Source organism: Buchnera aphidicola (Chaitoregma tattakana) (assembly GCF_039370165.1).
Classification (GTDB): domain Bacteria; phylum Pseudomonadota; class Gammaproteobacteria; order Enterobacterales; family Enterobacteriaceae; genus Buchnera_G; species Buchnera_G aphidicola_F.
Genome location: NZ_CP134991.1, coordinates 16757 through 30848 on the forward strand (window position 1 = coordinate 16757; position 14092 = coordinate 30848).

Annotated in this window: 10 protein-coding genes; 5 read left to right on the plus strand and 5 right to left on the minus strand. The window is 25.3% G+C overall.

Translation table 11 applies throughout. The annotated features are described in order from the left end of the window. Window positions 1–3 precede the first annotated feature (3 nt). Together groL and RJI84_RS00095 are read left to right on the plus strand one after the other, a co-directional pair. Window positions 4–1650, plus strand: a complete 1647-nt coding sequence (gene groL / locus RJI84_RS00090) for a chaperonin GroEL (RefSeq protein WP_343189104.1) — start codon at window positions 4–6, stop codon at window positions 1648–1650. A 129-nt stretch (window positions 1651–1779) separates the two neighbouring features. Further along, on the plus strand, window positions 1780–2340 hold the full coding sequence (locus RJI84_RS00095; RefSeq protein WP_343189105.1) for an elongation factor P: 561 nt from the start codon (window positions 1780–1782) through the stop codon (window positions 2338–2340). Window positions 2341–2378: 38 nt separating this feature from the next. Here the strand turns inward: RJI84_RS00095 and dnaC are convergent, their stop codons facing one another. From dnaC to rsmD, 3 genes are all read right to left on the minus strand, one after another. After that, window positions 2379–3107, minus strand: coding sequence for a DNA replication protein DnaC (dnaC, locus tag RJI84_RS00100; protein WP_343189106.1), 729 nt, complete (start codon window positions 3105–3107; stop codon window positions 2379–2381). Further along, complete coding sequence (locus RJI84_RS00105; RefSeq protein WP_343189107.1) at window positions 3107–3646, minus strand: DnaT-like ssDNA-binding domain-containing protein; 540 nt, start codon at window positions 3644–3646, stop codon at window positions 3107–3109. Before RJI84_RS00105 ends, dnaC begins: the two co-directional genes overlap by 1 nt. A gap of 65 nt (window positions 3647–3711) precedes the next feature. After that, window positions 3712–4254, minus strand: coding sequence for a 16S rRNA (guanine(966)-N(2))-methyltransferase RsmD (rsmD, locus tag RJI84_RS00110; protein WP_343189108.1), 543 nt, complete (start codon window positions 4252–4254; stop codon window positions 3712–3714). 343 nt (window positions 4255–4597) lie between these two features. On the opposite strand from rsmD, the gene ftsY reads away from it, so the two are divergent. From ftsY to metE, 3 genes are all read left to right on the plus strand, one after another. Beyond that, entirely contained in the window at window positions 4598–5476 is an 879-nt protein-coding gene (gene ftsY / locus RJI84_RS00115) for a signal recognition particle-docking protein FtsY (protein WP_343189109.1), read from the plus strand. Window positions 5477–5627: 151 nt separating this feature from the next. Next, window positions 5628–6485, plus strand: a complete 858-nt coding sequence (rpoH, locus tag RJI84_RS00120; protein WP_343189110.1) for an RNA polymerase sigma factor RpoH — start codon at window positions 5628–5630, stop codon at window positions 6483–6485. 225 nt (window positions 6486–6710) lie between these two features. Next, complete coding sequence (gene metE, locus RJI84_RS00125; protein WP_343189111.1) at window positions 6711–8969, plus strand: 5-methyltetrahydropteroyltriglutamate--homocysteine S-methyltransferase; 2259 nt, start codon at window positions 6711–6713, stop codon at window positions 8967–8969. A gap of 311 nt (window positions 8970–9280) precedes the next feature. Here the strand turns inward: metE and RJI84_RS00130 are convergent, their stop codons facing one another. Then, window positions 9281–9553 (minus strand): HU family DNA-binding protein, encoded by a 273-nt coding sequence (locus tag RJI84_RS00130; protein WP_343189112.1) that lies wholly within the window; start codon window positions 9551–9553, stop codon window positions 9281–9283. A 294-nt stretch (window positions 9554–9847) separates the two neighbouring features. After that, on the minus strand, window positions 9848–14065 hold the full coding sequence (gene rpoC, locus RJI84_RS00135) for a DNA-directed RNA polymerase subunit beta' (protein ID WP_343189113.1): 4218 nt from the start codon (window positions 14063–14065) through the stop codon (window positions 9848–9850). Between the last annotated feature and the right edge of the window lie 27 nt (window positions 14066–14092).

A 14092-nucleotide genomic window follows, 5' to 3' on the forward strand; every position in this document is an offset into this window, starting at 1 on the left:
TATATGGCAGCTAAAGATGTAAAGTTTGGTAATGAAGCTAGAATTAAGATGCTTAACGGTGTTAACATATTAGCTGATGCTGTTAAAGTAACTCTAGGTCCTAAAGGAAGAAATGTAGTTTTAGATAAATCTTTTGGAGCGCCTAGTATTACAAAAGATGGAGTATCTGTAGCAAGAGAGATAGAGTTGGAAGATAAGTTCGAAAATATGGGCGCCCAAATGGTGAAAGAAGTTGCTTCAAAAGCAAATGATGCTGCTGGTGATGGTACTACTACTGCTACTTTATTAGCTCAGGCTATAGTTAACGAGGGCTTAAAAGCAGTGGCTTCTGGAATGAATCCTATGGATTTAAAGAGAGGTATAGACAAAGCGGTAATAAATGCTGTTGATGAGTTGCGTAAATTGTCTGTTCCTTGTTCTGATGCTAAGGCTATTACTCAAGTAGGTACAATATCTGCAAATGCTGATGAAAAAGTTGGATCTTTAATTTCTGAAGCTATGGAAAAAGTAGGAAATGATGGTGTAATAACTGTAGAAGAGGGAACTGGATTACAAAATGAACTAGAAGTTGTAAAAGGAATGCAATTTGACAGAGGATATTTATCTCCATATTTTATTAATAAAACTGAATCAGGAATAGTAGAGTTAGAAAATCCATATATTCTAATGGTAGATAAAAAGATTTCAAATGTTAGAGAATTATTGACAATATTAGAATCTATTGCTAAATCTGGTAAACCATTGTTAATAATATCAGAAGATTTAGAGGGTGAAGCTTTAGCAACTTTAGTAGTTAACTCTATGAGAGGAATAGTAAAAATTGCAGCAGTGAAGGCTCCAGGATTTGGAGATAGAAGAAAATCAATGTTGCAAGATATTTCTATTTTGACAAATGGCTCAGTTGTTTCTGAAGAATTAGCTATGGATTTAGAAAAAACATCTATAGAAGATTTGGGTCAAGCAAAAAGAATAGTTATTACTAAAGATACTACTACTATAATTGGCGGACTTGGTAGAAAGAAAGATATAAAAAATAGAGTTAATCAAATCAGAAAGCAGATCAAAGATTCTACTTCTGACTATGATAAAGAGAAATTAAATGAAAGATTAGCTAAGCTTTCAGGTGGAGTTGCAGTTTTAAAGGTAGGAGCTGCCACTGAAGTAGAAATGAAAGAAAAAAAAGCTAGAGTAGAAGATGCTTTACATGCTACTAGAGCAGCCGTTGAAGAAGGAGTAGTACCAGGAGGCGGGGTTGCTTTAGTAAGAGTAGCTCAAAAAATTTCTAAAATGTTAAGTGATAATGCAGATCAAAATGTTGGAATACGTGTAGCAGTACGTGCTATGGAAGCTCCATTACGTCAAATAGTGTCTAATTCAGGAGAAGAACCTTCTGTAGTAACAAATAATGTAAAAGATGGAAGTGGAAATTATGGATATAATGCTGCTACTCATAAATATGGTAATATGATTAAATTTGGAATATTAGATCCTACTAAAGTAACTAGATCAGCATTACAATATGCCGCTTCAGTAGCTGGATTAATGATAACTACTGAATGTATGGTAACTGATTTACCTAAAGAAGAAAAATCTGAATTAGGGCATGCTCAGCCTGGCGCTGGTATGGGTGGAATGGGAGGAATGATGTAATTTTAGTATTTATACATTATATTTCACATTTTTAAAAGATATATTGTATTTTAATATTTTCTTATCCTTAGAAACAATTTTTCTAAGGATAAGTATTATTATTTCTTAACAGAGAAGAAGATTATACTTATGATATTTTGTAATAGTAATAATTTTAGAAATGGATTAAAAGTAATTTTTGATAGAAATCCATTCAACATTGAAAAAAGTGAGTTTGTAAAACCTGGTAAAGGTCAAACGTTTGTCAGAGTTAGAATGAAAAATTTGATTAATAACAAAACTATAGAAAAAACTTTTAGACCTAACGAAAGTTTAAAGGTTGCAGAAATAGAGAATATTACAGTTTCCTTCTTATATAGATCTGCAAAAATTTTTTATTTCATGGACTTAAAAAATTATAATGAAATTTCAATAGAAAAAAAACATTTGTTAAACGTTTTAAAACTAATTTATCCAGGTAAAAAATATTTTGGATTAACATGGAGAGAAAAATTGATTTCTATATCTCCTAAAAATTTTATGAAGTTTAGAGTAATAGGTTTTGAGCAGTTTACTAATACAAATATTAGTTTAAAAAACAAGATAGCAATATTTAAAACACAATTAAAAATTGTTGTACCTGCATTTATAAAAATTAATGATATAATTAAAATAGATACGAGATTTTGTAAATATGTTTCTAGAATATAGTAAATATAATATTTTATATATTTATTTTTTTTATATTTTTATATATGCTTTCTATAACTATTCCATTCAAAATTCAACCACAGACTATTTCCTAATCTCATTCTATCTATTACTCTTTCTCCTAATAAAATTTTCATTCCTTCATGATTTAGATTAGATAACATTCCAGTAGATCTTTTTGAAGATGACCTTCTATCTACTATTTGGTTTATAACAACTTTCTCATATCTAGATTCTGTTTGCATTCCTATTTCATCTATCATTAACAAGTCTACTGTGCTTAGTTCATTTAATAAGTTTTCTTCTGTGGTATGACTTGATCCATTAAATGTTCCTTTCATATTAGACATAAGATCTGCTACTGTTACTATAAGTACACTTTTTCCTTTTAATATCAAGTAGTTTCCTATCGCCGAAGCTAGGTGATTTTTTCCAGTTCCAGGTTTTCCAGAAAAAATAAAACTGGATACATTACTATTAAAATTTTTTGCATATTTTTTTGCGGCTTTTAAAACTCGTTCATGACCTTTATGTTCTATTTTATAATTTTTAAATGTGCATTTTATATATAATTCTTTTATACCAGATTTTTTAAAAGTTTTTTTTATTTTCATTATTTTATTTTTTTTTAAGATGTCTTTAGAAGAAATCAATCCTTGTTCTTGATTCCAAGACAGTAAATCTTTGTCTTTTTTGAATTTAGGTTTTATATGACTAGGAATTATTTTTTTAAGCCTTTTTAAAAAGTTAGTAGTCTTATTTTTCATTATTTGTCTCTAAAACCATCTGGTACAAAATTGTTTTTTTTATATATTTTGTTTGGTTCTTCTTGAAACATTTTGTGTTTTGATGATCTAGTTATTTTCAAACTATATGCTAATTTTTGTTGCCATTGTATGTGATATAGAAATCTTCTTTCAGCTTTCCAGTAGTCTATAAATGATTTCAGTTCGCTTTTAGATACATTATTTTTTATTTTAATTCCCCATATTGAAGCTTTTTGTATAAAATTTTTGTCAGGATGCCAGTTATCATGCATTGCAAATTTGTTTGTAGTATTATAATTGTTATTTAATTGTTCTGTTGAAATTATTTTTGAAAATTTATCATAACGTTTTTTTTTTTCATATTTTTTTAGTTTTTCAAAATTTTTTTTTATAAATTTAAAATTTGTTATACATGTTACTGGTATATCATTTTTTAAAATTAATATAATTTTTTTTTTAGATTGTTTTAAAAATTTAAATGGATTTTTTAAAAAGTTTTCTATAGTTATATTTAACGTATTCATATTTTTTATATTCATTAAAATAACCCCTATATTTATATAACATGTAAAAAAAATTGTTTTATGAAAAAATGTGTATATAATTATTTTTTTTTAACTAAATATAATACTCCAGAAGCTTCTCCTATATTTTTTTTTTTAAAAGTGAACCATTTTTTAGGAATTTTTATGTGTTTTTTTTTTTGTGTTTCTATGTATATTAACGTATTTTGTTTGGTCCAATTATTTTTTTCTAGTAAGTATATAACTCTTTCAATAATTTTATTATTAAACGGGGGATCTAAAAATATTATATCATATGGAGTTCCATTACTATTTAACCAATATAATATATTTGCATTAATTACATTAATATTTTTTATAGATAGTCTTTTTATGTTTTTTAATATATTATTATAAATATAAAAATTTTTTTCTATAGTAGTAACATAGTTTGCATATCTAGATACAGATTCAATACTTAATAAGGCACTTCCAGCAAAGCAATCTAAGCATTTAGCATTTGCAATATATTTAGAAAGCCATTCAAAAAGAATTTTTCTCATTAAATTTGTAGTAGGTCGTATTTTATACTTTTTTTTTATTGATATAATTCTAGATTTTAATTTACCTGATATAATTTTCATATTTTTATATAAGATTTTATTATTATTGTATTTAATAAATATTTTTTTTATAATAGTAAAAATATTATTAACATATATTTATTAATTATAACTTTATTAAATTGTTTAATATAATATTATAGAAATGAGAATAAAATATGTCAAAGAGTAAAAAAAATAGCATTTTTTCTTGGATATTTAATAGTTTTAAAAAAAAAAAAATAAACATATAAAAAAAAATAATATTAGAGAAATACTATCTTTACAAAAGAAAAAAAAAAAAAATGAAAATAAACATGATTTAGAAAATATCCATAAAACTACTGTACAAAAAAATAATATTTTTAATATATTTAAAGAAAAATTGTATAATACTAGAAAGAAAATAGGATCTCAAATACAAAAATTTTTTTTTAGAAAAAAAATAGACAAAAAAACGTTTAAAATATTAGAAGAAAGTTTATTGTTGTGTGATGTTGGTCTTAATACTGCAAGTAAGGTAATTTCTAATTTAAAAAAAAAGGTTATAAAGAAAAATATAATAGATAAAAGTATTGTTTTAAATATTTTACAAGATGAACTTTTATATATATTGAAAAAAAGTTATAAGCCGTTAATAATAAAAAATAAATATCCTTTTTTAATTTTAGTAGTTGGAGTAAATGGCGTAGGTAAAACTACAACTGTAGGAAAATTAGCTTGGAAGTATAAACAGCAAGGAAGATCTGTTATGATAGCTGCTGGTGACACTTTTAGAGCTGCAGCGATAGAGCAGTTAAATATTATTTCTAAAAAAATATTAGTTCCTGTAGTATCTCAACATTATAAAGCAGATTCTGCTGCTGTAATTTTTGATGCTATACAATCTGCAAAGAGAAAAAATGTAGAGATTTTGATAGCAGATACTTCAGGTAGATTACATAACAACAAAAATTTTATATCTGAACTACGTAAAATTATAAAGGTTACAAAAAAAATTGATGTTAGCTTTCCTGATGAAACAATACTTGTAATAGATTCTTCTAGCGGTCATAATATTATTAATCAAGTAAGAATTTTTAAAAATGAAACTAATGTTACAGGTATTATTGTTACTAAATTAGATGGTTCGGCTAAAGGAGGAATGATATTTAATATCTCGGATGAATTTAATATTCCAGTAAGATATATTTCTACTGGAGAGAATAAAGAAGATTTACACAAATTTGAATGTGAAAGTTTTGTAAAATCTATTTTTAAATAACAATTAATAGTTTTTTAATTATTAAATTTCTATATTTATTATTTAAAGGTAAAAATATATGCAAAAAATATTTGTATATTGTAAACATATAATCGATAATGTTGAAAATTTTTTTTAATTAATTTAATGTTGTGATAATTTAGGCAGCGACATGATAAAAACTATTGATACCATTTCTTTAGGCTCATTAGGAAATCTTAGTTCTTATATAAAGGTAGCTTTTTCTTTTCCCGTGCTTTCAAAAAAAAAAGAAAAATGTTTAGCTACTTTATTGTATTGTAATAGTGATTTAAATTCGGCTAAAACATTAATTTTATCTAACTTAAGATTTGTAATACATATTTCAAAAAATTATTTGGGATATGGTTTATTACAGTCTGATTTGATTCAAGAAGGCAATATAGGGCTTATGAAAGCAGTAAAAAAATTTAATCCTGATATAGGTGTCAGATTAATTTCTTTTGCTGTACATTGGATAAAATCTGAGATACATGAATACGTACTAAAAAATTGGAGAATAGTGAAAGTTGCTACTACTAAATCGCAAAGAAAGTTGTTTTTTAATTTGAGAAAAAATAAAAAGAGATTCGGGTGGTTTAATAAACTGGAAATAGATACTGTTGCTAAAGAACTAGGAGTAAAATCTAATGATGTAATAGAAATGGAAGCTAGAATGTCTGCTCAAGACTTAACATTTAGTTTTTCTACTTCAGAAGATAATATAGATAATAAGTCTAAATTTAAATCGTCTTATCTGAAAGATAATAATTCAAATTTTGCTAATACTTTAGAAAAAAATCAGTTATATGAGTATAATATTAACAAGTTGAAGAACGCTTTATTAAGTTTAGATACACGTAGTAGATATATAATTTCTTCTAGATGGCTATATGATGACAAAAAAAAGACGTTACAAAATTTAGCAGATTATTATGGTATTTCAGCTGAAAGAGTGAGACAAATAGAAAAAATTGCTATAAATAAGATCAGATTAAAAGTAAAAAATTAATGCTATTATATAGTTTTATATTTATTTTGTTTCTAATGAAAATTTTAATATTTTTGTAATATTTTTTTTTAAAAATATTAAAATATTTGGTGATTTTTAAATTTTTATGAAATTGTTTTCTTGCTATTTTATTTTATTGAACATTTTATAAAAGGTTTAATTTTGTAACAATAATGTTAAAATTTTCATAAAAATTTGTTTTATTTATATAAGAGAATTTATCTAATGAATATTTTTAGTCATATATTAGGTCTTCCAAGAATAGGATCTATGAGAGAGTTGAAAATTGCTCAAGAAAAGTATTGGAATGATGAAATAGATTTAAAAAGTTTATTTAATACAGGTAAAAATATTAGAAAGAGTAATCTTAAAATTCAAAAGGAAAAAGGTTTAGATTTTATTTCCGTTGGAGACTTTTCTTGGTATGATCATGTTTTGCATACTAGTATGATGCTTGGAAATGTTCCAAACAGATATAAAATGCTTGAAGATACATGTATTAATATAGACACTTTGTTTAGAGTTGCTAGAGGTTTTGTAACTTCGGAAAAAACTTTACATGCATCTGAAATGACTAAATGGTTTAATACTAATTATCATTATATAGTTCCGGAGTTTAGTAAAAATACTTATTTTAATTTTTCGTGGAAACAAATATTGGAAGAATTGGATGAAGCTATAAAATTAAAATTTCATAATATTAAACCTATTTTATTGGGTCCTATAAGTTATTTATGGCTTGGAAAGGTTGTAGATGGTAAAAAGTTTAGTAAATTAGAATTATTAGATAAAATTTTACCAATATATAGAAAAATTTTTTTAGAATTCAAGAATAGAAAAATAAAATGGGTTCAAATAGATGAACCAATATTAGCTTTGGATATTTCAAAAAGATGGCTAGAAGCTTTTATATATGTATATGACTATTTACATGATAAAGATTTAAAAGTTTTACTAACTACATATTTCGGTAGTATAGCACATAATATAAATACTATTAAAGATATTGCTGTTAGTGGTATTCATATAGATTGTGTTAGTGAAAATAGTGAATTAAATATAATAAAAAATAAAATTTCTAAAAGTTCTTATATATCTTTAGGAGTTATAAATGGCAGAAATATATGGAAGTCTAATTTAAAAAAAATATATGAAGAAATATATGATTTTGTAAGATATAGAAAAAAAATTTTTATAAGTACTTCTTGTTCTTTACTGCATGTTCCTGTAGATTTGCAATTAGAAAAAAATATGGATATTAATTTTAGACAAAATTTTTCTTTTGCAATTCAAAAGTGTGAAGAGGTTTGTCTTTTATCAAAAGCTTTGAAAGAAAATAAAAAAAGTGTTTTAAGTAAAAATGTATTAAAAAATTTTTATAAAGAATCTAATCTATATGGACTCTGTTCAAAAATACAAGAAAAACATCTCAGAAGAAATAATTCATATGATGTAAGATATACTATACAAAATAAAATTTTAAATATACCTACATTACCTACTACTACTATTGGATCTTTTCCTCAAACAAAAACGTTAAGAGAAGCTAGATTAAAATTTAAAGATAATAAAATAAGTTTAGAAAAATATCATAGTGAAATTAAAGAATATATTAAAAATGTTATTTCTGAACAAGAAAAATTAGGTTTAGATATTTTAGTACATGGTGAACCTGAAAGAAATGATATGGTGGAATATTTTAGTGAACATTTACAAGGTTTTTTATTTACACAATTTGGTTGGGTGCAAAGTTATGGATCTAGATATGTTAAACCTCCAATAATAGTGGGAGATGTATATAGAAAAAAACCTATCACTGTAAAATGGTCAAAGTACGCTCAGTCTAAAACTAATAAATTAGTTAAGGGGATGTTAACCGGGCCAATAACTATATTATTATGGTCATTTTGTAGAGAAGACATATCTAAATATATTATTTCTGAGCAAATAGCAATATCTTTAAGAGAAGAGGTAAAAGATTTAGAAAATGCTGGTATAAAAATAATTCAAATTGATGAACCTGCTTTTAGAGAGGGGCTCCCTTTGAGAAACAAATTTAAGGAAAAATATTTTAATTGGGCTGTTAATTCTTTTAAACTAAGTTCTTCTGTAGTTAGTGATCAAACTCAAATACATACTCATATGTGTTATTCAGATTTTAATGATATAGTAGAGGCTGTAATTAGATTAGATGCTGATGTAGTGACAATAGAATCTTCTAGATCAAATTTTAAGTTGTTAAAATGTTTTAAAAAAATTAAATATCCTAATAGTATAGGTCCAGGAATTTATGATATTCATACTACTAATATACCTAGTGTTAGTGATATGAAAAATGTAATTAAAAAATATATTAAAATATTTGACGTAAAAAAGATTTGGATAAATCCTGATTGTGGTTTGAAAACTAGAAATTGGAAAGAAGTAAGACAGTCTTTAAAAAATATGGTTATAGCAGCTAAAGATTTAAGAGATAAAATTTAAAAATTTTATTTTTTATATTATTTTTTTTTATATAATGTTACATACTATTAAAACTGAAATGTTTTATTAAAATTTTCAGTTTTAATAGTTTTATTAAAAATATATTTTATAAATATTAATTTATAATCTTTTTATATAATTTTAAAAAATATTATTTTTCTATATATGTTTTTTATAATATAGATTATTGTTTTATTTTAATAAAAAAAATTACATTTTTTCTATTTTATTGTATTTATATTTTATATCAAATATATTTTCATTTTTTTGTGAATACGTGAATTTATTAAATATATTTTTAAATACTAATTTTATCTAACAGCATTTTTTAATGCTTTTCCTGATACGAATGCTGGAACTTTAGTAGCAGCAATTTTTATTTCTTCTCCTGTTTGCGGATTTCTTCCTATTCTTTCTGATCTCTTATTAACTTTAAATGTTCCAAATCCAACTATTTGAACTGTTTTTCCATTTTTTAATGATTGTGTTATTATTTTTAAAGTTGTTTCTAATGTATTTTTTGTTTGAGATTTTGTTAAAGAAGTTTCTTCTGCAATAGCATTTATTAATTCAGCTTTGTTCATTAATTTTCCTTAATGATATATTTTTTATTTATGTTTTGTTTCGTATTAAAACATAACGATTTAAAAAAAAATATTGATTTAATTATTAATAGGTTTTTATATATTTTTTAAAGTTAACTTTTTTTATTAAAAAAATTTTGTATATTTTTATTTTAAATATTATTTTAAACTATTGTACATATAATACAATAATAAAAATAATCCTAATAATATATTGTAAATATGTAATTTTATAACTTTTTTATTAGTTTTTTTATAAATTTGTTTTATTTATGTGAACAACAAAATTAAATTTTATAAATTAGAATTTAACATTTCTGATAAGCTTGCTGAGGCTTCTTCTACTGTTGTAACATTTTTTTTAGACGTTTTTTTTTGTCTCTTTCTTTTTTCTATTATTTTTGATCTTTCTTTATGATAAGCATAACCAGTTCCTGCTGGTATTAATCTTCCAACTATAACATTTTCTTTTAATCCTCTTAATTCGTCTTTTTTACCTGATATGGATGATTCTGTTAAAACTCTTGTAGTTTCTTGAAATGATGCAGCTGAAATAAAAGATTCAGTTGCTAAAGATGCTTTAGTAATTCCTAACAAATTTCTGTTAAACGTAGCTGTTTTTTTATTTTTTTCTTTTAATATTTTATTTTCTGAGATTATTTTAGAATATTCTATTTGTTCTTCATGCAGAAATTTCGAATCTCCGGGATTTAAAATGGTGACTTTCCTTAACATTTGTCTTACAATAATTTCTATATGTTTGTCATTTATTTTTACACCTTGTAATTTATACACTTCTTGAACTTCATTTATTATATATTTAGTAACAGATATTACGCCTCTTAATCTTAATATATCATGTGGTGATTCAGCCCCATCTGAAATTATATCTCCCTTTTCTACTTTTTCTCCTTCGAATACATTTAATTGTCTCCATTTAGGAATCATTTCTTCATATATATTTTTTTTATCTATTGGTGTTATTATAAGTCTTCTTTTTCCTTTTGTTTCTTTACCAAAAGATATAACTCCACTTATTTCCGCTAGAATAGCTAGATCTTTTGATTTTCTAGCTTCAAATAAATCAGCTACTCTAGGTAAACCTCCTGTAATATCTTTAGTAACACTAGACTCTTGAGGAACTTTAGCTAAAATATCTCCAGAGGAGACTTTAGATTTATCTTCAAATTGTAATACAGATTTTCCAGGTAAAAAGTATTGAGCATTATTTTCTGTTTTAGACGTTATGACATTTTTTCCATGTTTGTCTACAATTTGTATAGATGGTCTTAAATCTTTTCCTGTACTTGTTCTTTCAGACGTTTCCAGTACAATTGTTGAAGATAGTCCAGTAAGGTCATCTATTTGTTTAACTACGCTTTTACCATCTATTATTTCTAAAAATTTTATATATCCGCTAACTTCGGAAATTATTGGTATGGAATGTGGGTCCCATTGTGCTACAATTTCCCCGGAATATGTTTTTTTATTGTTGCATTTTTTTAATATAGCTCCATATGGTACTTTATAGGCTTCTTTAACTCTTCCGTGTTGGTCTATTATACGAAGTTCTGCATTTCTAGAAACAACAACTGCTTTACCATTTTTCTTAGTTACTATTTTAGCATTATGTAGATGTATTATGCCTGAGTTTTTTACTTGTATATTAGATTCTGTTGCAGATTTAGATGCTGCCCCACCTATATGAAACGTTCTCATAGTTAATTGTGTCCCTGGCTCTCCTATAGATTGCGCAGCTATTACTCCTACTGCTTCTCCCTTATTTACTAATTTTCCTCTAGATAAATCTCTTCCATAACATTTAGCACATACGCCAAATTCAGTTTCACATTTTACTACAGTTCTTACTTTTATTTCATTTATAGAATGTTTTTCTAGCTTTTTACATAGTGATTCATTTAATAATGTATTTTTTTTTATTAATATTTTTTTAGTTTCTGGTATTATTATATGTTTTGATGTTACTCTACCTAATACTTTATCTCTTAAAGATTCTTTTATTTCTTCATTTTCTATGGTAATAAATATATACATACCTTTATTAGTTTTACAGTCATCCTCTGTAATTACTAGATCTTGCGCGACATCTACTAATCTTCTAGTTAAATATCCAGAGTTTGCTGTTTTTAGAGCTGTGTCAGCTAATCCTTTTCTTGCTCCATGGGTAGATATGAAATATTGTAATACATTTAAACCTTCTCTAAAATTTGCTATTATTGGAGTTTCTATTATAGAGCCATCTGGTTTAGCCATTAATCCTCTCATACCAGCTAATTGCCGTATTTGCGCTGTGGAACCTCTAGCTCCTGAATCTGCCATAATAAAAATACTGTTGAATGATGCTTGTTTTTCTATTTTTTTATTTTTATTTAATACATATTCTGTAGACAAATTTTTCATCATAGCAGTTGACACTTTTTCGTTGGCACTAGCCCATATATCTATTACTTTATTATATCTTTCTCCTACGGTTACTAATCCAGAACTAAATTGTGTTTGTACTTCTGATACTTCTGTTTCAGCATCTGATATTATTTCATATTTTTCTTTTGGTATTATCATGTCATCTATACTTACAGACGATCCTGATTTTGCTGCATAATAGAATCCTGTATACATTATTTTATCAGCAAATGTTACAGTTTTTTTTAAACCTAATATTCTATAACATGTATTCAACATTTCTGAAATAGATTTTTTTTCTAACACTTTATTTATTAAAGAATAAGGTAGCCCTTTTGGAACGATGTTCCATAAAATAGCTCGTCCTATTGTAGTGTTTATTATTTTAGTATTTTTTTTAGATGTTATATTATTTACATTTTTATATTCTGTGATTCTTACTTTAACCTTTGCATGTAATGATACTAATTTAGAGTAATACATTCTTTCAGCTTCATTAGAACCGGTTAATATGTTACCTTCACCTTTAGAGTTTACTTTTGATCTAGTCATGTAGTATAATCCTAATACTACATCTTGAGATGGCACTATTATTGGTTCTCCGTTAGCTGGAGACAAAACATTTTTTGTTGACATCATTAACGATGATGCTTCTTCTTGAGCTTGTATAGTTAAAGGGATGTGAACAGCCATTTGATCTCCATCAAAATCTGCATTATAAGCAGCACATACTAATGGATGCAGTTGTATTGCTTTTCCTTCTATTAATATTGGTTGAAAGGCTTGTATTCCTAGTCTATGCAATGTTGGCGCTCTATTTAATAAAATAGGATGTTTTTTTATTACTTGATCTAATATATCCCATACTGAAGCATCTTCTTTTTCTACCATTTTTTTAGCAGATTTTATAGTGTTAGCCAATCCTTGTGATTCTAGTTTTCCGTATATAAATGGCTTGAATAGTTCTAATGCCATTTTTTTTGGTAATCCACATTGATTTAATTTCAAGTATGGTCCTACAGTAATTACTGATCTTCCTGAATAATCTACTCTTTTACCAAGAAGGTTTTGTCTAAATCTACCTTGTTTTCCTTTTATCATATCTGCTAAAGATTTTAAAGGTCTTTTGTTTGATCCTATTATAGCTCTTCCTCTTCTCCCGTTGTCTAATAATGCATCTACAGCTTCTTGCAACATTCTTTTTTCATTTCTTACTATGATATCTGGAGCGGATAAATCTAATAATCTTTTTAACCTATTGTTTCTGTTTATCACTCTTCTATATAAATCGTTTAAATCTGAAGTAGCAAATCTTCCACCATCCAATGGAACTAAAGGTCTTAGGTCTGGTGGTAATACAGGTAATACATTAAATATCATCCACTCTGGTTTGTTTTTAGATTGTATAAATGAATCTATTAATTTTATTCTTTTTGAAATTTTTTTTCTTTTATTATCAGAATTAACTGTTTTAAATTTGTTTCTTAATTTAAGTGAAGTTTTTTTTAGATTAATATTTTTTAGCAATGTTTGTATTGCTTCTGCTCCCATATTAGCAATAAAAATTTCTCCAAATTCTTCTATTGATTTTATATACTGTTCTTCAGATAGCACTTGTTTTTTTTTTAAATTTGTATCTCCTGGCTTTATTACTATGTATGATTCGAAATATAATACTCTTTCTATATCTTTTAAGGGTAAGTTTAATAAAAGTCCTATTCTTGAAGGCAATGATTTTAAAAACCATATGTGTGCTATGGGTGATGCTAATTCTATATGTCCCATTCTATCTCTTCTTACTTTACTTTTTGTTACTTCAACCCCACATTTTTCGCATATTACTCCTCTATGTTTTAAACGTTTATATTTTCCACATAGACATTCATAATCTTTTACCGGGCCAAAAATTTTCGCACAAAACAATCCTTCTCTTTCTGGCTTAAAAGTTCTATAATTAATAGTTTCTGGTTTTTTTACTTCTCCAAAGGACCAAGAGCGTATTACATCAGGTGAAGATAATGAAATTTTTATAGAGTCAAACTCTACAGTTTTTGTTTTGCCTTTTAAAAATTTGAGTAAATTTTTCAAAATGTTTTCTCTATTTAATACTTTATA